This is a genomic window from Agrobacterium sp. SORGH_AS 787 (genome assembly GCF_030819035.1).
Lineage (GTDB): Bacteria > Pseudomonadota > Alphaproteobacteria > Rhizobiales > Rhizobiaceae > Agrobacterium > Agrobacterium larrymoorei_B.
Genome location: NZ_JAUTBG010000001.1, coordinates 2,085,745 through 2,108,897 on the forward strand (window position 1 = coordinate 2,085,745; position 23,153 = coordinate 2,108,897).

Genomic DNA, 23,153 nt, shown 5'->3' on the forward strand with positions numbered 1-23,153 from the left:
AGGTGTTGTTAAGCCACGATGCTGGGTTCGCAGCGCTGCCATCCCGCGCGTCGGCGCGGACTTACGGTGTGATCTCCACCACGACGCGTCCCCTGATCTTGCCTTCGACAATATCCTGCGCGAGAGTCGGAAGCTTGGAGAAAGGCTCGACCCTCGCCAGTGTTTCGATGTGCTCTGGCTTCAAATGCTTGGAAAGGGTCTGCCATGCGCGGATCCGTTTCTCCATGGGCGCCATTACGGAATCGACGCCAAGAAGCGCCACGCCGCGCAGGATATGGGGGAGAACGGTTGCTGGCAGGTCTGCGCCTGCAGCGAGACCGCAGGCAGCAACAGCTCCACCATAGATGGTCTGGGAGAGTGCGTTTGCGAGCGTCGTGGATCCGACGGAGTCGACCACTCCGGCCCATCGCTCCTTTTGCAGAGGACCGCCTTTTTCTGAAAGCGATGTCCGATCGATGAAACCGCTTGCACCGAGTGATGCGAGATAGTCCTGCGTTTCGGGGCGGCCTGTCGACGCAGTGACATTGTAACCCTTGTTCGCCAGCAGGCTGATCGCCACCGAGCCCACACCGCCTGCGGCACCGGTCACGAGGACTTCGTGATCATCCGCAACGATCGTTCCCCAGTCCTCGAGCGCGTCGACACAGAGCGCAGCGGTGTAGCCAGCGGTGCCGATGGACATCGCTTGCAAAAGGCTGAATGCTTCCGGCAGTGCGATCAGCCATTCCGGTTTCAGCCGCTGGAATCGCGAATATCCGCCCCATTCCGTTTCAGACAGACCCCAGCCGTTGACGATGACCTTGTCGCCTGGCGCCCATTTGTCCGACCGGGATTCGACCACTGTTCCGGCAAGGTCTATTCCGCCCACCATAGGGGTGCGTCTGGCAATACGGCCTTTTCCGGTCAGCGCCAGACCATCCTTGTAATTGACGGTAGAGTAATGGACCTCGACGAGAACATCGTGATCCGGCAGATCGGTGATTGAAAGCTGCCGGAAGCCAGCCTGTGGCTTGGCGTCGGCCATGTCGATGACCATTGCCTGGAATGTATCGGACATGCGTTCCCCTTCTTACACTGAATTTAGTGGTTTGGCGTGTCAGGTCTGCGGCGCGGCCTTCATCCTGTCGCGCGCATCCATTGCGGTCGAGTAACTGTTGCGAATGTAGGCCAGCAGATCCCCTAACGCCTTTGTGGCTGCTTCGGTCTCGCGCTTTGCGACGGCCTCCATAATCTGGCGGTGAAAGCCGACAACCTTTCGGCGCTCGCGCACCCGGAAGACGATCATGTTTGTGATTGGAATGAAGGACTCGATCACGGTGTACATCATCAATTTCAACGGGCCGTTACACGTGGAGTCCACCAGCGCGCGATGAAAGCGCACGTCGGATGCACAGAAATCTTCGTCACTGATGCTCTCGTCACGCTGGATATCAATCTCCGCTGCCATTCGTTCGAGATGCGCAGTGTCGTGGTTTTCACAGGCGAGCCTGCAGCAGATCGTTTCTGTCTCAAGACGCGCTGTAATGATTTCGTCGATATCGAACGCGCCGATGCCGACAAGCAGCGTCGCTGCTCCTGTGATCGCCTTGGAGAGGCCCTCCGGATCCGGTCGTTTGACGAAGTTTCCGCCGAGCGGGCCGCGCCTTGACTGGATCAGGTTCTGCGCGGCCAGACGTTTTAACGCTTCACGCACGGTTGGCCGCGATATACCGAAGTTTTTCGCCAGATCTTCCTCGGTTGGAAGCCGCTCGTCGATCTTCAACCGACCATCCATGATCGCAGATTTGATGTTTTCTGCGACCTGCTTGGCGATGCCAGTCCTCACCACCTCATCAAATTTCAACGTCATCGATTATTGTCCTCGCCTGAAATCCATAGATGCCATGGTCATTTCAAAAACGCCACTGAAAATTGAATATAGGTTTGACAAATATCAGATAGGCGATAACCTCACCTCGATCCAGATAACCAAGGGGAACGAAATTGGGCGGATCGACTGGTCGGGCGGGAATCGCCCAAGGCGCGTCTGCGCCTGTCGGCCGGCATGCAGAATTACTGCGCCGTCTGAATGAAAAAATCGGCAGTAAAGCTGTTCTCGCCGGTGATGATGTTGGCGAGCGGTATCGTGGCGATGCCACCGATGAGCAGGGTGACCGCCCGATCATCGTATTTCGGCCTGCGAACACAACGGAAGTGTCCGCTATTCTGGCGGAATGCAATCGTTTGAGTCAGCCACTTGTGATCCAGGGTGGCAGGACGGGGCTCGCAGGTGGTGCGAGACCGCGCCCCGGTGAAGTGTCGATTTCGCTGGAGCGAATGGTCTGCCTTTCTCCAGTGGATGAGAATGCGGCCACCATCATAGCCGAGGCGGGAGTAACGCTGCAGGCGGTACAGGACGCTGCGGCAGCGCGCGGTCTGTTTTTCGGCGTCGACATTGGCGCGCGAGGTACGTCTACGGTGGGCGGCAATGTTGCCACCAATGCGGGCGGTATTCGTGTTCTTCGCTACGGCATGTATCGGTCTCAGGTTTTGGGACTTGAGGCTGTGCTTGCGGATGGCTCTATATTGACGAGCTTGAAGGGATTGCCCAAGGACAATTCAGGTTTCGACCTCAATCAGCTTTTCATCGGAACCGAAGGTGTCCTCGGCGTGGTTACGCGGGCATGCCTACGCCTTTATCCCGAACCACGGTCGCAAGCGAACGCCTTTTGCGCGTTGCCTTCGTTAAGTGCCGCCGTTGCTCTTCTAAAGCATCTGCGCTCCGCGCTCGGCCCTTCCTTATCAGCCTTCGAAGTGATTTTCCCGAATGTTTATGATGGAGTTTTGTCGCTGAGCGGTGCCCAGCCGCCTGTTGCGGCAGGGGCGGGCATGTATGCCCTTGTGGAAATGCAAGGCCAGCACGAGTCCGATGACGACGTGCGTTTTTCCGAGGCGCTGATGGCTTGCTACGAGAGTGGCATCGTGACGGACGTGTCTCTTTCGCAATCACAGCGGGAATATCACGCCATCTGGAAACTTCGGGAAGCGGCAAGCGAATTTATCTTCTCTATGGACAATGTCTCCGGCTTCGATGTCAGTCTGCCTTTGACCAGCATGCAGGCTTTTATCGATGTCACGAGCTGCGAAATTACGGCCCTTGATCGCGACGCCGAAATCTATGTTTTCGGTCACCTTGGCGATGGCAATCTCCATTTTCTTGTCCGTAGTCATCATCACGCGCGCGTGGCCGATATCACACTCTCCGCCGTCATCCGCGCTGATGGAGCGATTTCAGCCGAACACGGCATTGGTGTGGAGAAGAAAAAGTGGCTGCCACTTGGGCGAAGTGAAGCTGAAATGGAGGCGATGCGGCGTCTAAAGGCTGCGTTCGATCCCAAGACTATCCTCAATCCTGGCCGAGTGTTCGACATGGTGTCACCAAGCGTATCGGAGTGTGCCTAATGCAGAACCTGGCCGATATGTCTCACGCATTGCCGAATGGAAAAGCACCGAGCCTCGATGACCGGTACACGGTCGACCAGGGGAAAATCCTCGTGTCAGGTACCCAGGCCTTAGTGCGGCTTCCGATGATCCAGCGGCAAAGGGATTTGGCCCGAGGATTGAATACGGCCGGTTACGTTTCCGGTTATCGCGGATCTCCGCTGGCGAGTTTCGACCGCGAGATGGCGCGTGCCAAGACCTATCTTGAGCAGCACCATATACGCTTTCAACCTGGCCTCAACGAAGACATGGCGGCGACGGCCGTCTGGGGAACACAGCAAACGGCAATGTTCTCCGGCGTCCGTTACGACGGGGTCTTCTCAATGTGGTACGGCAAGGGGCCGGGTGTCGACCGCACCATGGATGTGATCAAACACGCCAATGCCGTCGGCACCAACCCGCATGGCGGCGTGTTGGTGCTTGTCGGCGACGATCATGGCGCGGTGTCGTCGACTTTGCCACATCAAAGCGAACATAACCTGATTTCGGCGATGGTGCCTCTCCTTTCTCCGGCCGGTGTGGCCGAATACATCCATTACGGATTGCTTGGATTTGCGCTCAGCCGCTATTCGGGCGCCTGGATCGGCTTTAAGTGCCAGACCGAGATTGTCGAATGTACGGCCACCGTCGATCTCGATCCCGATAATCCTGCGATCGTCTATCCCGACATGCAGGGCAATCTTTCACTCCGCTGGCCCGATGGGCCTCACGCGATGGAGCGCCGGCTGGAAGATAAGCTCTCCGCTGTTCACAGATTTGCCCGCCATAATCAGTTGGACCGCAGTATGTGGTCGGGGCTGGGCACCAAGGCGCGCCTTGGTATCGTCTCGACTGGGAAATCCTGGCTGGATCTCATGGGCGCACTTTCACGCCTCGGCATAGATGAGCGGCGTGCTGGCGAACTGGGTATTTGGCTTTACAAGGTTGGCCTTGTTTGGCCAATCGAGCCGGAGGGGATAGCACGCTTTGCAGCCGGTGTAGAAACGCTTCTGGTCGTCGAGGAGAAGCGTCCGGTCATTGAGGATCAGATCAAGGCGCTGCTCTTCAATATGCCATCGGGCGACAGGCCGCGCGTGTTCGGTAAATTCGGGCCAGACAATATGCCGCTTCTCCCTGCCGTTGGTGAGATTGATGCGGTGGCTGTGGGAAGAGCAATCCTTGCTGTCTTAGGCTCGCAGCCCGATGATCTTAAACGTCGGTCGCTCGAGATGGAAGCGCTCATAGCAGCCAGCGCGACGGAAAGCCCGGCCCTTCGACGCGATCCGTATTTCTGCTCCGGCTGTCCGCACAGCGTTTCGACAAGGCTGCCGGAAGGAAGCCGGGCGTCCACCGGTATCGGATGCCATATGATGGTGATCGGTCTTGAGGATCGAAATACCTCCACCTTTACCCAGATGGGCGGCGAAGGCGGTGCGTGGATCGGGCTTTCTCAATTCACCGATGAAAAGCATATTTTCGTCAATATGGGCGATGGCACCTATTTTCATTCGGGCCTGCTTGCGATCCGGGCCGCGATTGCTGCGAAAGTAAACGCAACTTACAAGATTCTTTATAATGATGCGGTCGCCATGACGGGCGGGCAAAAACACGATGGCGACGTCTCCGTGCCCGGAATCGTTGGCCAGATGTTGGCGGAAGGTGCGGCGAGAGTAGCCGTTGTCGCCGAGCATCCCGAGGTCTGGCAGGGCCGCTTGCCATCAGATGTCACGATCAACCATCGTGACGAGCTCGACCAGGTTCAACGTGAATTGCGCGAAATCGATGGGGTGACTGTCCTGGTCTACGATCAGGTCTGCGCGGCAGAAAAGCGCCGCCGTCGTAAGCGGGGGGCGCTCGCGGTATCGGACAAGCGCGCATTCATCAATGAGTTGGTCTGCGAAGGATGTGGTGACTGCTCGGCCGTGTCCAATTGCATTTCCATAGAGCCGCAGGAAACTGAGTTTGGCCGCAAGCGGAAGATCAACCAGTCGAGTTGCAACACTGACCTCTCCTGCATCAAGGGCTTCTGTCCGAGCTTCATCACAGTGGAGGGTGGAAAGATCAAGAAGCCGGCTGCAAAAGCCAAACAAGAGACGTTCGACGATATTCCGCTACCGTTTCTCTCCGATATCGGAACGCAGCCATACAATATGCTGTTGGCCGGGATTGGCGGAACGGGCGTGATCACCGTCAGCGCCGTCCTCTCAATGGCGGCGCATCTCGATGGACTTTTTGTCCAGACGCTGGATCAGACGGGGCTTGCGCAGAAGAACGGCGCAGTCATTTCGCATCTTCGCATTGCACGCACCGCTGGCGCCTTGTCGTCGGTCCGCATCGGGATTGGGGAAAGCGATCTCGTGCTCGGCTTCGACATCGTCGTATCGGCCGGTCGTAATGCTCTATCGACGTTCGGCGTTGGCCGGACACGCGCCGTCCTCGACAACCATTTCGCGCCCACGGCATCTTTTGTGCAGAACACGGCGATCGATTTCCAGCAGGAGGCGACGCTGAAATCGCTGCGACGCGCAGCTGGTGAGGATGCCGTTCATCTGATTGCGGCAACAAAGCTCGGGGCGGCTCTGATGGGCGACGCGATAGCCGCCAACATGTTCCTGCTCGGTCATGCATGGCAGCGCGGCCTGGTACCGATCAACCTTGCCTCGATCGATAAGGCGATTGAACTTAACGGAACGGGTGTCGCGATGAACAGGGCGGCCTTCGGCTGGGGTCGTCGCTCGGCGGTGTCCCCCGATCTCGTCGCCAACGCCGCGGGACTTGATCTTACTGACGCGAAGCCCGTCGAGACTCTCGACATGGTCGTCGAAAGCCGGGCGGCTTTCCTCGTAGCCTACCAGAGCGCCGCCTATGCGAGACGATACCGGACGCTTGTGGCTGCAGCACGGGCGGCCGAGAACAGGCTGATGGCGGGCGAAGCGTTTGCCATGGCTGTTGCAAAAAATGCCTTCAGACTGATGGCCTACAAAGACGAATACGAGGTGGCGCGTCTGCATCGTGACCGAAGCTTCAGAAAGGCCATCGAAGCGCAGTTCGAAGGTGACTTCAGCATCAGGCATCATCTGGCGCCACCACTTCTGTCGCGGCGGGTCGACAAACGCACCGGCAATCCTGCGAAAGTGGCCATCCCGGAAAAGGTGATCGCTCCCGCCTTCGCAGTTCTCGAAAAGCTGCGTTTTCTGCGCGGCACACCGCTTGATCCCTTCGGTTATACAGAGGAGCGGCGAATGGAGAGGCGGCTGGTCGCAAACTATCGCGCGCTGATCGAGGCTCTCACGAGCGAGCTTTCCGTCGACACGCTTGACCGCGCCGTTGCTCTCGCGCGGTTGCCGGAAGAAATCAAAGGGTTCGGGCCCGTCAAGATGGCGTCGGTTGGCCGCTTTGAAAAGAAAATGGCGGCCTTGCTTGCGCCGCCTGCCAATGACCAGACACGAGCGCCGACGGTGGATCAAAACGCGGCGAAAAGGAAAAGCATATGAGCACTTCCGAGGCTTTTGAAACGATCCTCTACGTTAAGGATGACCACGACAAATTCGCGACGATCACCATTAATCGTCCTGAAAAGCTCAATGCGATGAACAAGACGACGGTGCGTGAAATCGATCGAGCCGTTGCCATGGCTGTTGCCGATAAGGAGGTCAATGCACTGATCATCACTGGTGCGGGACGCGCCTTTTCCTCCGGGTATGATCTTCAAGGCGCCGATTATGATGTCGATATCGAGGACTGGCATGCAGATATGTCGGAAAATGCCCAAGCGCTTCTCAATATCTGGAAGGCACCGATTCCTGTCATCGCTTCTGTCAATGGGTATGCGCTGGCGGGTGCGCTCGAACTCGTGATGGCTTGCGATCTGGCGATTGCAAGCGACAATGCGAAATTCGGTGAACCGGAGGTGCGGCACAATTCGGGACCACCCGCACTGTTCATGCCTTGGTTGCTCGCGACACGCGACGTGCGTTGGCTGATGTACACAGGGGATGTGGTCGACGCCGAGGAAGCGTTGCGCATGCACCTTATCAACAAGATCGTGCCCGCCGATCAATTGCGGGAAAAGACCGAGAACCTAGCGCGCAAGCTCGCCCGCATGCCGGTACCGGCGATCAAATTCGCCAAGTCCTCCATCAACAACCAGCAGATGGCTGCCGGCCTGATGACGTCCTTCGATTTCAACGTGCACGCCATCGCTGCGCTGCATGTCAGCCGCGACGGGCAGGAGTGGATGCGAAACCTGCAGAAAATGTCACTGAAGGAGTATCTGGAGTTCCGGGATGCTCCCTTCAAAGGGCTCGATTGACACCGGTATTTCATAGCGTCCGGCGGCGCCAGCGCGTGCTGCCATCACCACGATCAAGGAAGGAAGCTCCAAGGATGCAAACGAGCACAGCGCCGAATGACGTGCAGGACATGATACCCGTTATCGACATCGCGCCCTTTGTCGACGGCGAAGCCGCGGGCCATGCGGTGGTTGCTGCCATAGAGGACGCGTGCCGTAAGACCGGCTTCTTTCTCGTGACGGGGCATGGTGTGAAGGCGGAGGTCACAACGCGTCTTTATAATCTTGCTCGCGATTTCTTCGACGAGCCACAGGAATGGAAAGTCGGGCAGGGAAGGGGTACGGCGATGGAAGGCGGCGTCGCGTTCTCACCGCTCGCAGACGAGGCGCTTGCGGCGACCCTTGGGATTAAGACGCCCGGCGATTACAAGGAGAGCCTGAACTTCGGACCGCGATTGCCTGGTGATCTGTGGCCAACCCGTCCCGAAGGATTACAACAGGCTTTTGCAGACTATTTCGCTGAAATGGAAAGGCTTGCGGGTCATCTCAGGCGCGCCTTTTGCGAAGCGATAGGTCTTGCACCGGATTTTTTCGAGCCCGCCTTTGAAAATCATCTCTCGGCATTGCGGGTTATCAACTATCCGGAACAGACGGAGAGTCCGCTTCCAGGGCAACTTCGCGCCGGTGTCCACACCGACTACGGTTTCATGACGATCCTCCGGTCGGAGGCGTCCCCGGGTGGACTGCAGGTGAAAAACCGGGCAGGTGAATGGCTTGATGCACCCAATGTCGAAGGGGCCTATGTCATCAATATCGGCGACGCTTTCATGCGCTGGTCCAACGATGAATGGCTCTCTACTCCGCACAGAGTTGCCAACCCGCCTGGCGCTTTCAAGGGCACAACTCGTCGCCAGTCCATCCCGTTCTTCCTCAACCCGTCCAGGGAAACTGTGATCCAGTGCCTCCCGCCTTTTGCAGCAAAAGGGGCCCCTAAATACGAACCGATCACCTACGGCGATTACATTTCACTGAAGACCAGCCAGGCCTTCGGTAGAACCTGACGGCAAGAAGCGGAAGACCGCCTGCCCACAGTGCATGACCAAATCAAAACCAGTTTGAGGGAACTTCGATGATGAACATGAACAGGCGGCAGATCCTTGCCGGAATGGGTGGAATGACAGCGGCGACCATGCTGGGCGTGCCAGCATGGGCACAAAGCAAGACACTCGTCGTGCCGACGCTGGGCGGCGCATGGGAACAGTTCTGGCGCCAGACTATGGCTCCAGCCTTCACTCAGAAAAGCGGTGCTCAGGTGACGCTGGACGCTGGCAATGGTCGTGTCTGGAGCGCCAACCTACGTGCAGCGGGGCCACAAAAGCCGCCATACTCGATCCTCATGACGAATGAGGCATTTGCATCAAGCCTGCGCAAGGAAGGCTTCTTCGAAAAGCTCGATCTGGCAACATTGCCGAACTATGCCGACCTCTACCCGCTTGCCAAAAAGACCGATGGCTGGGGTGCTATCGCGATGGTGTCTCCCATCGGCCTCGCCTACCGTACCGATATGGTCCAGACACCTCCCAAAGGCTGGAAGGATTTGTGGGAGAACCCCGAGTTCAAAGGACGTATTGGCCTTTACAATTTTGCCAACACGGCTGGCAAAATGGAGCTGATGCTGGCCTCCAAGATCTTCGGCAAGGATCAATACGATGTCGATGCGGGCTTCAAGGCGCTGGAAAAGCTCGGGCCCGTCATACAAGCCGATTTCAACCTTTCAACCGGCATCGCATCCGGCGAGTTCGTCGTCGCTCCCTTCGATTTCGGTGAGGTCGCGCGTTTGCGCAGCCAAGGACTTCCGATCGATGTCATCGTGCCGGAAGAGGGTCTGCTGATGTTCGATCAGACACTCAACATTCTCGCAAACGGGCCGGAGAAGGATCTGGCCTATCAATATGCCAACTTCCTTCTCTCGCCTGAAGGACAGGTTCCGTTGATGAAGCAGTTCTTCGTCTCGCCCACCAACGCGAAGGTTATCGTCCCTGACGATCTGAAGAAGGATGTGCCAATTTCGGGCGAAATGATGGACAAGATCCTGACTTGGGATTGGGCATTCATGAACGAGAAACAAGCTGGCTTTGCAGAGACTTGGGCGAAGATCATGAAGTAGTTTCTGGCTCTCCGAGAGGCAATGCAGCCGGGTCGCCTCGGAACGACCCGGCATTCTCCCCGACGCAGTAAGAGTTGCGGTACGCCGCACGGACAATCTGGAAGATCGAGCATGACCGAGGTGAGCATAGAAGAGCTGACCAAGCATTACGGTACCTCCCGCGCCGTCAACGGAATTTCCGTCAAGATAGGACATGGTGAGTTCATATCGCTACTGGGGCCATCGGGATGCGGCAAGACGACGACGCTCAAGATGATCGCAGGTTTCGAGGACGTCACATCCGGCGCCATCCGTTTTGACGGCCAGGACGTGTCTCATATCCCGGCGGAAAAACGCGATATCGGCATGGTGTTTCAGAACTACGCGCTCTTTCCCCATATGACGGTGGCGCAGAACCTCGCCTTTGGGCTGGAGATGCGCAAGATTTCCCGGTCAGACATCGTAAACCGCACCGCCAAGGTTCTGGATATGGTGCAGCTTTCGGGGTATGCGGAGCGATATCCGCGCCAACTTTCGGGTGGGCAGCAGCAGCGCGTGGCGCTTGCCCGTGCCCTCGTCATCGAACCGCGCATACTCTTGCTCGACGAGCCGCTCGCCAATCTCGACGCCAAGCTTCGGGACGAAATGCGGGTCTTCATTCGAGATCTGCAAAAGCGCGTTGGAATTACCACCGTCTATGTGACGCACGATCAGGCCGAAGCAATGACGATGTCGGACAGGATCGTCGTCATGTTCGGAGGGCAAATCGCGCAGTATGGCTCCCCCTCCGATGTGTATGATCGGCCCGCGAGCCTGGAGGTCGCGCAGTTCGTCGGGCAGGTGAATACACTGCCGGGCCGCATGACCGGCAGGGGTGCCGATGGCATGTCAATTATCGAAACCGCGCTTGGCGCGGCCTATATCAAAGGCGTGCTACCGTCGAACGACGGTTCCTTTCCGGTTCTATTGCGACCGGAAGCTATCGAACTTGCATCTGTCGGAGCCAAGGGGCCCGGCGTTATCGCAACGGTTTTGCAGAGCTATTATTCCGGTAGCCTGATCGACTACCGCCTGGTGCTTGAAAACGGCGAGACGCTGAATGTTCAGACTTTTCCTCGTAACCGCTTTCAGCCCGGTGATCGCGTAACGGTAAAGGTCGATAGCGAGCGGTTCTGGGTACCAGGAACGATCTCATGACAAGTCGCGCTAGATCCACCTATCCTATCCTGCTGATCATGCCATCGGTTTTGCTACTCGGCCTCTTTCTCGTTCTGCCATACCTCAATATCGTGGTCATGAGTTTCCGCAATCCGGCCACATGGCGCACCCTATGCGCCAGGATTTACCATTGGCAATTATCTGAGGCTGCTCACAGATTCCTTCTATTTGCAGCAGGTGGCGAATACGCTGTTGATCGGTCTGGTCACAACGCTTCTGTGCCTCGTTCTCGGATTTCCAATCGCCTGGCAGCTCTCGCGCGAAAAGATGCGGTTTCGCGGCCTTGCCTATGGGCTCGTGCTGTCGCCGCTTCTTGTCGGCATTGTAATCCGCAGCTACGGCTGGACAATTCTGCTTGGGAACAACGGCATCATCAACAAGACGCTGTTGAATCTCGGGCTGATCGATCGCCCGATCGGACTGATGTACAACGCCCTCGGAATTGTCATCGCACTTGTCCACGTCTTCCTTCCCTTCATGATCCTGCCGTTGATGAGTGCGCTTCAGGGCATTGACCCGTCATTGCGGTCTGCTGCGCGTTCCCTCGGTGCCGGGAGGCTCATTGTTTTCAGGCGTATCATCCTGCCCCTTGCCATGCCCGGTATTCAGGCGGGCTGTATTCTGGTGTTTGTGCTGTCGTTAAGCGCTTATGTGACGCCAGCATTAATCGGCGGTCTTAGAGTGAAGACGATGGCGGTCAGCGTCGTGGATGCGTTGATCGATACGTTCCAATGGCCTTTCGGCTCTGCCATGGCACTGATGCTTTCGCTCACCGGAGCAGCGATTGTCGTGATTTTCTCGCGGCTTACGCGCATGAAATGGAAGATTGGTTGATGTCCAAGCACATATTGAATGGTTATTGCCTCGTCATCTACGGCTTCTTGCTGCTGCCCATTCTCGTGGTTGTCGGCGCATCCTTCAATGCGGGCGCATTTTTGACCTTTCCGCCCCAGGGGCTCTCTTTCCGGTGGTATGTCGTCTTCTTCCATAACGATGTTTTCTGGCTCGCAATTCGGACCTCCCTGTGGGTAGCAGCCGTTTCGACCGCGATTTCCGGCGTCATCGGAACAATGGCGGCTATGTTCTACGTGCAGCATGCGGGACGGTGGAAGGAAAGCGTTCGGCTGGCGATGCTGCTGCCACTGCTCCTGCCGGAAGTTCTGACAGCAATATCGCTTCTGTTCTTCGTCTACGCGATCGGAGTCGGCACGACGACCATGGCTGGCATGTTGATTGGGCATGTGCTCATGACGCTGCCCTTCGTTTTCATCAATGTGTCGGCGGCGATGGAGGCCTACGAGCCCTCGTGGAGCCTGGCCGCGCGCAGCCTTGGCGCAGGCCCGTTTACTCGCTTCAGGCGCATCATGCTGCCGTTGATCAAGCCAGGAGTGATCGGTGGTTGCCTCTTCGCGTTCATCATTTCCTTCGATCTCTTCACGATATCGTTCATGTTGAAGAATGTCGGGACGGCGACGCTTCCGATCCAGATCTATGATTATCTCAGGACGAATTTCACACCTGAAGCCGCAGCGGTTTCGACCCTATCTATCGTAATGACGATTGTGGTGGTCGTTGTGTCCGAAAAGGTGCTTGGCTTACGGGTTCACCGGTTTTGACGGCAAACCGGCGGGCTTCGCGATCGGTTTCCGCGAGCGGTAGTGGTAGCTATTGCAAGCCAGATGCTTCCCCGCTTCACGCCAAGCCTTGCGCTACCCGCTGCGATGTCGTCAGCCCTGGTGGTATCTCGCCAGCGATGCCGCTCTCGCCAAATCCTGATGCTCCCATGTTTTAAAACGGAGATTCCCAAACGTCGTGCCTTCGGGAGGTTACCAATGGGAAGAACGTCATTCGCGCAAAAGAGAGCATCTGGGTGAGAGGCGCTCTCTATAGCAATTAATGATTGATCATATGGCGATCATTCGTCCGTCGCAGGCGATGTGGAGGCAAATATGGAGAAGCCAATCCGCACCAGCCTGGAAACTGATCCTGATTGATACCAAGGGCTACGCGAACTGGCGTAATCGACGAGTTCCGGCCACAAGCGCGATTGCCAACGAGGTGTCGATATTGCTCATGAACGGCTCCTGAAGACCAAGAGAATTCACATTTGCAGCGCTATCAGCCCTGCGACCGAGCCATCCTGTCAGGGCAGCCTCTCTACTCCAGGGCGCCCAAATGTTCCCGAGCGAAGGCTATCAGGCTTTCTATATGAATCGCGACGGACTTGCGCGTATCCACCGCGCTACCCCGCTCGATTGCTTCAATGATGAGGAGATGCTCGCTGGAATCTGGTTTCAACCTGTCCTTGAGCCGATCAATTTCAAACAGCCGGGTGGTGGCGCGCAGTTCTCGCAAGACTTTTGCCATGACGGCATTGCCGCAATAATCGATGATCATATTGTGCAGATTGTCGTCCGAAAACCAGTGCGCGTCGGTGTGGTAGGCCGTCGCGTCCAGGAGATCGTGGATTTCCCGGCGAACGGCCATAAGCTGGCGTCGCGGGATGTTGGGGATGGCAAGAACTGCCGCTTCAGGCTCGATTAGAAGGCGCAGCCGCAAGCTTTGCAGGTATTCGCCGATATCGACGCGCCGTACAACGTAGTTGCGCCCGTCGCCCTTGCGCACGAGGCCTTCGCCCTCCAGCCGTTGGAGCGCTTCTCGCAGCGGCGTTCTTGAAATACCAAGCGCTTCGGCAAGCTTGGCCTCCACGATCACATACCCGCCCTTCAGGCTCCGATGGCGGATCATGTCTGAAACAGCGTTATAGGCGAGGGATGCGAGGTTGTGCGGCCCACGTTCACTCGGTTTTTCAGCAGTGGTCGCCGAGATATCTGTCAATTTGCTGGTCTTTCATCCTTGCAATGATGTTCCGGGCTGTACTTTAACAGACAATCCATTTCTCATGATAATCGAGGATGGCGTTGATGGGAAAGGGGTAGCATGGGTGATGACGTGAGCGAAGCAGTTGAGGAAAGCCTTGCACAGGAAACCTATGGGCTGCTTCTTGCCGAAATCACCTCCGCCCGCCTAGCTGGGGGAAGTGTCATCCAGCAGCGCCGTCTTGCCTCGCAGTACGCCGTCTCGCGTTCCCCAATGCGGCATGCTCTCAGCCGACTCGAAGGGGAGGGGCTGTTGGTGCGTGACGAGCGAGGTGTTCTTTGCGTCAGGGTCATCACGCTCAAAGACTATCTCAACAGCCTGACGATGCGAATGTTGCTGGAGCCGACGGCCGCGGCGCTCGCCGCTCCCGGTGCCGATGAGGAGCATGTGGGCCGTCTCCTCGCCAGTTTGGATATCATCGAGGCCGATCCAGAGCCCGACCCCGAGGAGGTCTGGAGATCCGATGATGCCTTACACGACTTTATCGCGGATCACAGCGACAACCCTTTCATGTCGGCAACAATTGCTGAGATGCGGCGATATACAACGATATTTGAACGGCAGATGGCACTCACCCGCGTTAAGCCCGGCGTAGCGGAACACCGCGAAATCATTATGGCGCTGGCTAGTCATGATGCTGAACGCGCTCGTAAGGCCATGGCGTCTCATCTCGAAATCGTGCGTCAAGGCGTCCTTTCCAATTATTGATCGATGGCAGACTTGCACGATAAGACCATTAGTGTATAAAAGTGGGATCCCACATGAATACAAAAATGTGGAGCTAATAAATATAAACAACCCCAGAGGCCAATATGACAAAGCTTTTGCATTCCCGCTTCACGCTTGCGGCAGCGTTCTCGATGATGGCATCGGTCGCCTTCGCGCAAAGCTGTGACCCAAAGGTCGCCGCCGGTGAGCTTATCAAGCCCGGCACACTGGTGATGTCGACCAACCCCACCCTGCCGCCACTGCAGTTCGTTGATTCCAGTGGCCAGTTGAAAGGCATGCGTGTGGAGTTGGGCGAGGAAATCGCCAAGAGACTTTGCCTCAAGCCTGAATATGTTCGCATCGAATTTTCCGCGATGGTGCCCGGTCTGCAGGCGGGCCGCTGGGATATGATCAATACAGGCATCTTCTTCACGGAAGAGCGCGCCAAGGTCATGCAGATGATCCCCTATGAAGATCAGGCGATCAGCATTTCGATTGCGCCGAACTCTGACAAGAGCGTCAAGTCGAAGGATGATCTGGCAGGCATGACGATCGGCGTCGAGATCGGCGGCTTCGAGGAGACGAAGACCCGTCTTCTGGATAAGGAGCTCCGCGACGCTGGCAAGGCGGGCCTCTCAATTCGGACATTTGACAATTTTGCTCTTGCCTTCCAGGCATTGCGTGCCGGCCAGGTTGACGGCGTCGTGTCCATTGATGCGGTGGCTAAGGAATACGACGCTCGTGGCGATTTCAAACGCGCCATCAGCGGCCTCTATCCCGCGCCTGTCGCGGTTGCGTTCAAGAGCCCGGCTCTTGCGGATGCCGTTTCCGCCACGCTCAAGGGCATGAAGGCGGATGGCTCGCTCAAGACGCTGTTCGACAAATACGGTCTCCCGATGGTTGCCGGCGACTATTCCGTCAAGGGTCCTGGCCGCTGACCGGCCTGATTTGAACATAGCGGGCGTGGTCTCCACGCTCGCGTATTTTGTAGGAAGATGGTCTGATGACGTTATGGAACTGGTCGGGTTTTTTCGGGTATCTCGTCAATCCCTTCATCCTTGGTGGGGTTTTTACGACGATCTGGCTGACCGTTGTGTCTCTGATCGCCGGTCTCGTCCTGGGTTTCGTGTTGGCAATGATGCGGCGGTCGCATCTGCGCTCGGTGCAGATGCTCGCCAAGGTCTATATCTGGCTGTTTCGGGGAACGCCGCTGCTGGTGCAGTTGATCGCGCTATATACCGCCTTACCGCTCTTCGGCATCAAGCTGAGTGTAATCCAGGCAGCCCTGGTGGGGCTGGCGGCCAATGAGGCCGCGTATCTTGCGGAGATCATTCGCGCTGGCATCGGTGCCGTTCCTGAAGGTCAATCTCGTGCTGCGCGTGCACTCGGCATGACTGAGAGACAGATCATGCGCCATATCGTCATGCCGCAGGCGTTCAAGGTCATTATCCCGCCGCTCGGCAATTCGGTGAATGGCTTGCTGAAGACGACCTCGGTGACATCCGTCATCTCGATGGAGGAGTTGCTCCGACGCACGCAGGTCCTGATTCAGGAGCGCTTCATGGTGCTCGAGCTCTTCGCCGTTGCGGCCATCTACTATCTGCTTTTGACCACGCTCTGGGATTTCTTCCAGCGATACATAGAAAACCGTCTCGGACAAGCCGACGCCCGGTTGTCGATCAACGAGAAGCGTTAACACCAGGATACTTACTCACATGACGAAGACATTTCGCGGCGTATACACGGTTATGATTACGCCACTGGATCGCGATGGCGCCGTTGATCTCAGCGCACTAGCCTCTTTCACAGACTGGCAGATCAAAGAGGGCATTCATGGTCTGATCCCGCTTGGCTCGACAGGCGAGTTCCTGTCGCTAAGCGAAGAGGAACGCGATGCCGTCGCTCGCACAGTCATCGAAACGACTGCCGGCCGGGTTCCGGTCCTCATCGGCACGGGTGCAGAGGATACGCGTGAATGCGTGCGGCTGAGCCGCAAGGCTGAAGATATGGGCGCTGACGGAGTAATGATCATTCCGCCCTTCTATTGCACGCCCACAAATGATGAATTGGTCGAGCATTACAGGACGGTTGCCGCGGCGATTTCCATCCCGATCATGGTCTACAACAATCCGGCAACCGCCAATGTCGATCTCAAGCCCGAGCTCGTCAAACGCATCGCCGAAATCAAGGGTTGCGACTATATCAAGGAATCGACGCTCGAAGTGACCCGCGTACGGGACATCATTCGTCTCGCTGGCGATAACATGACCGTATTCGGCGGCATTCTCGGCTTCGAATCCTTCGTAATGGGCGCTCAGGGGTGGGTTGCCGTCGCATCGAACGTCGCACCAGGTCCTATGGCGCGGATCTTCGAGCTGGCCGCTGACGAGAAGAAATTCGATGAAGCGCGCGCGCTCTATCTAAAATGGCTGCCTGTCATTCAGGCCGTTGGCGGACAGGCCTATGTCGCCGGCTCGAAGTCCTTGCTCACTCATATGGGTTTTCAGGCAGGAACGCCTCTCCCTCCGCGTTTGCCGCTTCCTGCGGCACAGGATGCTGAGATGAAGCAGCTGGTTTCCGATTTCGGCCTGGTTTTCACGGCCTGAGGAAGAACGACGATGCCCGCTGTCTCGACGCAATACCCGCCGGGTTCCGACACGCCCATCGAGATAAGCTTCGATGGAACAGTGATCAAGGCCGAAAGGGGAATGACCATCGCAGCCGCGATGGAGGCAGCTGTCCGCCACTCTTTTTCACGTGGTCTAAAAGGCGAGCCGCGGGGTCTTTTCTGTGGCATGGGGGCCTGTCAGGATTGCCTTGTGACGGTAAATGGCAAGGCGAGCCAGCGGGCCTGCATGACCTCTGTCCAGCCTGGCATGACGATCACCCGGCCCGAGCCCCGGCCTGATCTCATGTCGGCGGATTTTGATGACCTTGCGGAAACCCCAGCGCACATTCCCATCCTCGAAACCGATCTCCTGGTTGTCGGCGCAGGTCCAGCAGGTCTCTGCGCAGCCGAGGCCGCCGCATCGGCGGGCGCGTCCGTTATGCTGCTCGACGAAAGATCCTCTGCCGGTGGGCAGTTCTTTAAACAGCCGCTGACGGGGACGGCTAGCCGTCTTCTCGAAAATGACGAGCAGGCTTTGTCGGGTGCAGACCTTGTTCGAGCTGCCCGAGATGCCGGCGTAACCTTTCTTGAAGGCAGCACCGTCTGGGGCGCCGAGCGACGGGATGCGTCGACGCCAATCATCGGCTGTCTTGGTGCCAATGGGGCATTCTACTGCAAACCTCGTATGACCGTGATCGCAACCGGGGCTCACGAGCGTCCGACTGCGATTCAGGGCTGGACCCTGCCGGGGGTGATGACAGCCGGATCGGCGCAGACGCTACTGAGAAGCTATGGAGCTGTTGCTGGGAAACGTATCGTCGTCGCCGGTAACGGGCCGTTGAACATTCAGATCGCCGCAGAGCTCTTCAAGGCCGGAGCGACCATCGTTGCGCTGGTGGAAAAGGCACCCGCTCCGTGGACGAGGCCAGTCCTCGCGCTGCAGCTCTTCGCGGCCAATCCGCTGCTTGCGACGAAGGGCATTCGACAGCTCGAGGGCCTGCGAAAGGCAGGTGTTCCCATCCTTTGGGAGAGCGACGTCGTCGCAGCGTCTGGTGCCGACAGCGTCGAGGAAATTGCCATCTCTGGCCCCGGTGGGCGCGTGACTTTTGCCGCCGACACGCTTCTTGTTGGCGGCAACTTTACCCCGTCAAATGAACTGTCCCGCCTGCTTGGTTGCGCGCATGAAGTGGTCAACGGCAATCTTGTCGCTATCTGCAAGAGCGATGGCGAGACAAGCCTGCCGGACGTGCATGTCGTGGGCGAGGCAGCCCGCTTCGGTGGTGCGCATGTCGCAATGGCGGCTGGGAGGCTTGCCGGCATCGCAGTGGCAAGAAAACTTGGCCTTTCGGCGACGTCGACGACTTGGCTTGAAAAGAAGCTTTCCCGGCATAGGGGATTTCAAAAGGCCCTATGGGCCCTCTTCGCGGCCGGAAGTTCTCAGGCCACGAGCGACACACACGCCGCGCCTGACGAGACGATACTCTGTCGCTGCGAAGGCGTCACCTTTGGAGCGCTTCGAGAGCTTGCCCAAGACAGCGCGCTCGACGTCGCGACGCTGAAGCGCCTTTCTCGCGCCGGTATGGGGCGTTGCCAGAGCCGTTATTGCGGACCCTCTATCGCTGGCATCGCCAAATCTCTCCATCGGAACGACGAGACGCGCGGCTTTCTTGCACCGCAGATGCCCCTGCGCCCTGTTCCCCTTGCTGCGCTGGCTGTCGAAAAGCCGGAATGGGGTGGACACAAGCGGGCTGTCTTGCCCGACCGTCCGCCGGTCAAAAATACTGAGCCTTTGCAGGTGAGCGAAACATCCACCTTGGTGATCGGCGGCGGCATTGCCGGGATCTCTACGGCGTTGTTTCTGGCGCGTGAGGGCGAGGACGTGACCGTGGTGGAACGGAGCTTCCCCAACTCGCTCGCCTCCGGCGGCAATGCCGGCAGCCTGCATGCCCAGCTGCTCTCCTTCGATCATGGAGCCCGCTCGGAAGGGGGAGGGGCGCCTGCGGCCCAGACCCTACCGCTTCAACGGGATTCGATCTCGCTGTGGGCATCCCTGCAACGCGAACTCGCGCGGGACTTCGAGATGAAAGTGACCGGCGGGCTTATGGTGGCAGAGACCGATGAGCATCTCCGTTTTCTCAAGGAGAAGGTCGCAGTCGAGCAAAAGGCCGGTATTGAATGCCGCATCGTGGATCAGGGCGAACTGCGGCAGATTGAGCCCGCGCTTTCACGCCAGTTTGTCGGCGCAGCCTACTGCCCGCAGGAGGGCAAGATCAATCCGCTCATTGCCACTGAGCATGTGCTCAAGGCTGCGCGTGGGGCAGGCGCCCGGATCATCGACAACTGCGAGGTAATTTCTATCACGCCGGTTGTCGGCGGATTTGACGTTGAAACGAACCGTGGGCGGATCCGGGCAGGGCGTGTCGTAAACGCGGCGGGCGCTTTCTCCGCCCGGATCGGCGCGATGCTAGGCCTTGACGTTCCGGTTTTCGGTGCGCCCTTACAGATGGTTGTCACGGAGGCGGCCGCGCCGACGATATCCTGCCTCGTGGCTCACGCCGATCGCCACCTGACACTTAAGCAGGCTGCAAACGGAAACTTCATCATCGGTGGTGGCTGGACGGCCGGACTCGATCCGGTATTCCAGCATCCTCGCCCACTTCTGTCCAGTCTTGAGGGAAATCTTTGGGTAGCACAGCATGTGGTGCCGGCCTTGAGAAAGTTGCATGTCATCCGCAGCTGGGCTGCGATGAACATCAATATCGACGGAGCACCCATTCTTGGCGAACATCCCGACCAGCCCGGATTCTTCAATGCAGTCACATCGAACGGCTATACTCTCGGCCCGATCGTCGGCCAACTCACTGCTCAGCTTGTCCTAGGCCGAGAAACCGGTCGGGCATTGCAGCCATTCTCCATATCACGCTTCAAGAAAGGTCGTTCATGATCGAGATCAACGGCGTCAGCAAGTTCTACGGCCCCTATGAGGTTTTGAAGAACTGCAATGTGAATGTCGACCGGGGTGAAGTCGTGGTTGTCTGCGGCCCATCGGGCTCGGGGAAATCGACGCTGATCAAATGCGTCAACGGGTTGGAGCCTTTTCAGAAGGGCTCCATCCGTGTCCACGGCATCGAAGTAGGCGATCCGAAAACGGACCTGCCCAACCTCCGAACTCGTGTCGGCATGGTGTTTCAGAATTTCGAGTTATTTCCGCATCTGACGATCATGGACAACATCATGCTTGCCCAAAGGATCGTTCTAGGGCGGAGCGATACACTCGCGCAGACGAAAGCGATGCAGCTGCTCGATCGTGTCGGGCTCGTCGACCATGCGCGCAAATATCCCGGTCAACTATCCGGTGGCCAGCAGCAACGCGTGGCAATTGCCCGCGCACTTGCCATGGACCCACTCGCCATGCTGTTTGACGAGCCCACCTCCGCGCTTGATCCAGAGATGATTTCCGAAGTGCTTGACGTTATGACATCGTTGGCGCGAGACGGCATGACGATGATGGTCGTGACCCATGAAATGGGTTTCGCGCGTCGCGTGGCGACCCGCGTCATCTTCATCGATCAGGGCGAGATCGTTGAAGACAGCCCCAGCGAAGCGTTTTTCGCCGGCAAGCACAACCCGCGTACAGAAGCCTTCCTCAGCAAGATCCTCCAGCACTGAGAGCACGCAAACCATGACAGAATTCGACCTCATCATCGAGAACGGCACGATCGCGACGGCGTCAGACGTCTATCGAGCATCAATTGGCATCAAGGACGGTAAAATCGTCCAGATCGGGATGCAGCTGACGGGCGCGGCGAAAACAATAGACGCGAGCGGAAAATACGTGCTGCCCGGTGGTATCGATAGCCACGTACACATCTCCCAGCCCTCAGGCGAGGGGATTGTCATGGCGGACGATTTCGCAAGTGGGACGCTTTCGGCGGTCTTCGGCGGGAATACGACCGTCATGCCGTTCTGCCTTCAGGAGAAAGGCAAGCCATTGCGCGCGTCCCTTACCGAGTATCACAAGCTCGCCGAAGGCGAATGCTACACGGATGTTAGCTTCCACTTGATCATTTCCGACCCGACGGATGCCGTGCTTGGACAGGAAATTCCGGCGCTAGTGGAGGATGGCTACACGTCCCTCAAAGTATTCATGACGTATGAGAATCTGCGCCTGAATGACGCGGATATCTTAAAGACGCTCGATGTCGCCCGCCGTACAGGTGCGACCGTCATGGTTCACTGCGAAAACGAGGATGCCATCCGCTTTCTCATCAACAAGCACGAACTTGAAGGGAATGTCGCCCCGAGGGCGCATGCATCTACACGACCGATCGCGGTGGAGCGGGAGGCGACGCATCGCGCTCTGTCGCTGGCCGAAATCGCCGACGTGCCGATCGTCATCGTGCATGTTTCGAATGGCGAGGCGATGGAAGAAATCATGCGTGCGCGTCAGCGCGGCGTTCGGGTTGTCGGCGAAACATGCCCCCAATATCTCACGCTGACCGCCAAGGATCTGGAAGGCATGGATTGGGAAGGGGCGAAATACGTCTGCTCCCCACCGCCGCGAGACGAGGCCGCCCAGAAGGAATGCTGGCGCGGCATCGAAACCGGCGTCTTTGAGCTGTTTTCCTCCGATCACTGCCCCTTTCGCTACGACGATGTGACGGGCAAGCTCAACCCCAAGGGCCGCGAGAACTTCCGCCATATCCCGAACGGCATTCCAGGCGTCGAGGTCCGATTGCCGATCCTGTTTTCGCAGGGCGTAATGGGCGGACGTATCGACCTGACGCGTTTCGTTGCGATCACCGCGACCAATCACGCCAAGACCTACGGTCTCTATCCGCAAAAAGGAACGATTGCGGTCGGCGCTGATGCCGATATCGCGATCTGGGATCCTGAGGAGCGTCGTGTCATCCGACACGCGGATCTGCACGACGGTTCGGACTATTCGCCTTATGAAGGCCTGGAAATTCAGGGCTGGCCGATAACAACGATCGTTGCGGGGACTATCATGGTCGAAGACGGCGCACTCGTTGGCCAGAAAGGGCAGGGTACCTACCGTTCTGCCACGATACGCTCGATGCGCTCAGTCTGATTGGAGCAGTTCCACCAATGGCGGGAGCCGACTTTAGGCTCGCAACCGCCAGGAGCGAAGGGATAGGGCTTTTGCCTTTTCGAGGAGAGGCAGAGACCCTCACGGATTTTACATAAAAGGAAACAGCATGAAATTGAAGATTACTGCAGGTCCGTTCGAATTTGACGCGGTACTGGAAACAGACAAGGCTCCAAAAACGTCGGAAGCTTTTCTGAAGCAAATGCCGTTTGAAGGCAAGATCGTTCACGTGCGCTGGTCTGGAGAGGGCGTCTGGATTCCGCTCGGCGACCACGATTTCGGTGTCGGATATGAAAACCACACGAGTCACCCTGCCCCCGGCCACATCCTTCTTTACCCGGGCGGCATCAGCGAGACCGAGATCCTGCTCGCCTACGGCGGCGTTGACTTCTCGTCGAAGATGGGCCAGCTGGCTGGTAATCACTTCATCACGATCAAGTCAAACCTCGACAAGTTGCCTGAGCTGGGCCGCATCGTCCTGTGGGAAGGCGCGCAGGATATCCGGTTCGAAGCCGTGGAGTGAATGCATCTCTTTCATCTCTACATAAAGCATGAGATTGGATTGGCGATAATTTTTCCAGAGATAGTCGCCTCTCCGGCTTTTACGCGCGAATGAGGCGCAGATTGCGGCTCCGGCTCCGGCAATCATATTACCAATGCGGTCGAGATTGTTCGCAGGAACTATATAAAACGGCGTTACCGTCTCGACCGAGTGGCGCACGGCGGGCTTGCA

20 protein-coding genes are annotated in these 23,153 nt (G+C 57.6%); 17 read left to right on the plus strand and 3 right to left on the minus strand.

What is annotated here, in order from left to right; genetic code table 11:
* Window positions 1-61 precede the first annotated feature (61 nt).
* A complete protein-coding gene (locus tag QE435_RS09170; RefSeq protein ID WP_349041063.1) occupies window positions 62-1,057 on the minus strand; it encodes an MDR family oxidoreductase in 996 nt (331 codons plus the stop codon).
* A 39-nt stretch (window positions 1,058-1,096) separates the two neighbouring features.
* Window positions 1,097-1,849: a FadR/GntR family transcriptional regulator gene (locus QE435_RS09175; RefSeq protein WP_309770550.1), complete on the minus strand. Its 753-nt coding sequence runs from the start codon at window positions 1,847-1,849 to the stop codon at window positions 1,097-1,099.
* A gap of 134 nt (window positions 1,850-1,983) precedes the next feature.
* On the opposite strand from QE435_RS09175, the gene QE435_RS09180 reads away from it, so the two are divergent.
* From QE435_RS09180 to QE435_RS09220, 9 genes are all read left to right on the plus strand, one after another.
* Complete coding sequence (locus tag QE435_RS09180; RefSeq protein ID WP_349041064.1) at window positions 1,984-3,441, plus strand: FAD-binding oxidoreductase; 1,458 nt, start codon at window positions 1,984-1,986, stop codon at window positions 3,439-3,441.
* Window positions 3,441-6,953, plus strand: a complete 3,513-nt coding sequence (locus QE435_RS09185) for an indolepyruvate ferredoxin oxidoreductase family protein (RefSeq protein ID WP_349041065.1) — start codon at window positions 3,441-3,443, stop codon at window positions 6,951-6,953. Before QE435_RS09180 ends, QE435_RS09185 begins: the two co-directional genes overlap by 1 nt.
* Window positions 6,950-7,771, plus strand: a complete 822-nt coding sequence (locus QE435_RS09190; protein ID WP_306927477.1) for an enoyl-CoA hydratase/isomerase family protein — start codon at window positions 6,950-6,952, stop codon at window positions 7,769-7,771. The genes QE435_RS09185 and QE435_RS09190 overlap by 4 nt, the downstream gene beginning before the upstream one ends.
* Window positions 7,772-7,845: 74 nt before the next feature.
* A complete protein-coding gene (locus QE435_RS09195; protein WP_349041066.1) occupies window positions 7,846-8,811 on the plus strand; it encodes a 2-oxoglutarate and iron-dependent oxygenase domain-containing protein in 966 nt (321 codons plus the stop codon).
* 68 nt (window positions 8,812-8,879) lie between these two features.
* Window positions 8,880-9,917 (plus strand): ABC transporter substrate-binding protein, encoded by a 1,038-nt coding sequence (locus QE435_RS09200; protein ID WP_349041067.1) that lies wholly within the window; start codon window positions 8,880-8,882, stop codon window positions 9,915-9,917.
* A gap of 111 nt (window positions 9,918-10,028) precedes the next feature.
* Window positions 10,029-11,093 carry an ABC transporter ATP-binding protein gene (locus QE435_RS09205; RefSeq protein WP_349041068.1) on the plus strand — a complete coding sequence of 355 codons (1,065 nt, stop codon included), beginning with the start codon at window positions 10,029-10,031 and terminating at the stop codon, window positions 11,091-11,093.
* A 198-nt stretch (window positions 11,094-11,291) separates the two neighbouring features.
* Window positions 11,292-11,948 (plus strand): ABC transporter permease, encoded by a 657-nt coding sequence (locus QE435_RS09210; RefSeq protein ID WP_349041165.1) that lies wholly within the window; start codon window positions 11,292-11,294, stop codon window positions 11,946-11,948.
* A complete protein-coding gene (locus tag QE435_RS09215) occupies window positions 11,948-12,730 on the plus strand; it encodes an ABC transporter permease (RefSeq protein WP_349041069.1) in 783 nt (260 codons plus the stop codon). The genes QE435_RS09210 and QE435_RS09215 overlap by 1 nt, the downstream gene beginning before the upstream one ends.
* 292 nt (window positions 12,731-13,022) lie before the next feature.
* Window positions 13,023-13,202, plus strand: a complete 180-nt coding sequence (locus QE435_RS09220) for a hypothetical protein (RefSeq protein ID WP_349041070.1) — start codon at window positions 13,023-13,025, stop codon at window positions 13,200-13,202.
* 69 nt (window positions 13,203-13,271) lie between these two features.
* On the opposite strand, the gene QE435_RS09225 is transcribed toward QE435_RS09220, so the two are convergent.
* The gene (locus tag QE435_RS09225) at window positions 13,272-13,952 is read right to left on the minus strand and encodes a GntR family transcriptional regulator (protein ID WP_349041071.1); all 681 of its coding nucleotides are present in this window, start codon (window positions 13,950-13,952) and stop codon (window positions 13,272-13,274) included.
* 102 nt (window positions 13,953-14,054) lie between these two features.
* Between QE435_RS09225 and QE435_RS09230 the strand changes: the two genes are divergently transcribed.
* The 8 genes from QE435_RS09230 (at window position 14,055) to QE435_RS09265 (ending at window position 22,943) form a co-directional block, all read left to right on the plus strand.
* Window positions 14,055-14,702 carry a GntR family transcriptional regulator gene (locus QE435_RS09230; RefSeq protein WP_349041072.1) on the plus strand — a complete coding sequence of 216 codons (648 nt, stop codon included), beginning with the start codon at window positions 14,055-14,057 and terminating at the stop codon, window positions 14,700-14,702.
* Between the two features lie 104 nt (window positions 14,703-14,806).
* Window positions 14,807-15,640 (plus strand): ABC transporter substrate-binding protein, encoded by an 834-nt coding sequence (locus QE435_RS09235; protein WP_309770560.1) that lies wholly within the window; start codon window positions 14,807-14,809, stop codon window positions 15,638-15,640.
* A gap of 65 nt (window positions 15,641-15,705) precedes the next feature.
* Window positions 15,706-16,398: an amino acid ABC transporter permease gene (locus QE435_RS09240; protein ID WP_306927461.1), complete on the plus strand. Its 693-nt coding sequence runs from the start codon at window positions 15,706-15,708 to the stop codon at window positions 16,396-16,398.
* A 19-nt stretch (window positions 16,399-16,417) separates the two neighbouring features.
* Window positions 16,418-17,308: a 4-hydroxy-tetrahydrodipicolinate synthase gene (dapA, locus tag QE435_RS09245; RefSeq protein ID WP_349041073.1), complete on the plus strand. Its 891-nt coding sequence runs from the start codon at window positions 16,418-16,420 to the stop codon at window positions 17,306-17,308.
* A gap of 12 nt (window positions 17,309-17,320) precedes the next feature.
* Window positions 17,321-20,254 (plus strand): FAD-dependent oxidoreductase, encoded by a 2,934-nt coding sequence (locus QE435_RS09250; protein ID WP_349041074.1) that lies wholly within the window; start codon window positions 17,321-17,323, stop codon window positions 20,252-20,254.
* On the plus strand, window positions 20,251-20,979 hold the full coding sequence (locus QE435_RS09255) for an amino acid ABC transporter ATP-binding protein (protein WP_306927456.1): 729 nt from the start codon (window positions 20,251-20,253) through the stop codon (window positions 20,977-20,979). The genes QE435_RS09250 and QE435_RS09255 overlap by 4 nt, the downstream gene beginning before the upstream one ends.
* Before the next feature lie 13 nt (window positions 20,980-20,992).
* Window positions 20,993-22,402, plus strand: a complete 1,410-nt coding sequence (hydA, locus tag QE435_RS09260) for a dihydropyrimidinase (protein ID WP_349041075.1) — start codon at window positions 20,993-20,995, stop codon at window positions 22,400-22,402.
* Window positions 22,403-22,529: 127 nt separating this feature from the next.
* Entirely contained in the window at window positions 22,530-22,943 is a 414-nt protein-coding gene (locus QE435_RS09265; protein ID WP_309770564.1) for a DUF3830 family protein, read from the plus strand.
* Window positions 22,944-23,153: the final 210 nt, after the last annotated feature.

What these genes read in the sequence shown, in the direction of transcription:
- QE435_RS09170 (WP_349041063.1), bottom strand. Translation starts at nt 1,057, where the DNA reads ATGTCCGATACATTCCAGGCAATGGTCATCGACATGGCCGACGCCAAG.
- hydA (WP_349041075.1), top strand. Translation starts at nt 20,993, where the DNA reads ATGACAGAATTCGACCTCATCATCGAGAACGGCACGATCGCGACGGCG.
- QE435_RS09265 (WP_309770564.1), top strand. Translation starts at nt 22,530, where the DNA reads ATGAAATTGAAGATTACTGCAGGTCCGTTCGAATTTGACGCGGTACTG.
- QE435_RS09240 (WP_306927461.1), top strand. Translation starts at nt 15,706, where the DNA reads ATGACGTTATGGAACTGGTCGGGTTTTTTCGGGTATCTCGTCAATCCC.
- QE435_RS09195 (WP_349041066.1), top strand. Translation starts at nt 7,846, where the DNA reads ATGCAAACGAGCACAGCGCCGAATGACGTGCAGGACATGATACCCGTT.
- QE435_RS09255 (WP_306927456.1), top strand. Translation starts at nt 20,251, where the DNA reads ATGATCGAGATCAACGGCGTCAGCAAGTTCTACGGCCCCTATGAGGTT.
- QE435_RS09190 (WP_306927477.1), top strand. Translation starts at nt 6,950, where the DNA reads ATGAGCACTTCCGAGGCTTTTGAAACGATCCTCTACGTTAAGGATGAC.
- QE435_RS09185 (WP_349041065.1), top strand. Translation starts at nt 3,441, where the DNA reads ATGCAGAACCTGGCCGATATGTCTCACGCATTGCCGAATGGAAAAGCA.
- QE435_RS09200 (WP_349041067.1), top strand. Translation starts at nt 8,880, where the DNA reads ATGATGAACATGAACAGGCGGCAGATCCTTGCCGGAATGGGTGGAATG.
- QE435_RS09215 (WP_349041069.1), top strand. Translation starts at nt 11,948, where the DNA reads ATGTCCAAGCACATATTGAATGGTTATTGCCTCGTCATCTACGGCTTC.
- QE435_RS09230 (WP_349041072.1), top strand. Translation starts at nt 14,055, where the DNA reads ATGGGTGATGACGTGAGCGAAGCAGTTGAGGAAAGCCTTGCACAGGAA.
- QE435_RS09220 (WP_349041070.1), top strand. Translation starts at nt 13,023, where the DNA reads ATGGCGATCATTCGTCCGTCGCAGGCGATGTGGAGGCAAATATGGAGA.
- QE435_RS09250 (WP_349041074.1), top strand. Translation starts at nt 17,321, where the DNA reads ATGCCCGCTGTCTCGACGCAATACCCGCCGGGTTCCGACACGCCCATC.
- QE435_RS09235 (WP_309770560.1), top strand. Translation starts at nt 14,807, where the DNA reads ATGACAAAGCTTTTGCATTCCCGCTTCACGCTTGCGGCAGCGTTCTCG.
- dapA (WP_349041073.1), top strand. Translation starts at nt 16,418, where the DNA reads ATGACGAAGACATTTCGCGGCGTATACACGGTTATGATTACGCCACTG.
- QE435_RS09175 (WP_309770550.1), bottom strand. Translation starts at nt 1,849, where the DNA reads ATGACGTTGAAATTTGATGAGGTGGTGAGGACTGGCATCGCCAAGCAG.
- QE435_RS09205 (WP_349041068.1), top strand. Translation starts at nt 10,029, where the DNA reads ATGACCGAGGTGAGCATAGAAGAGCTGACCAAGCATTACGGTACCTCC.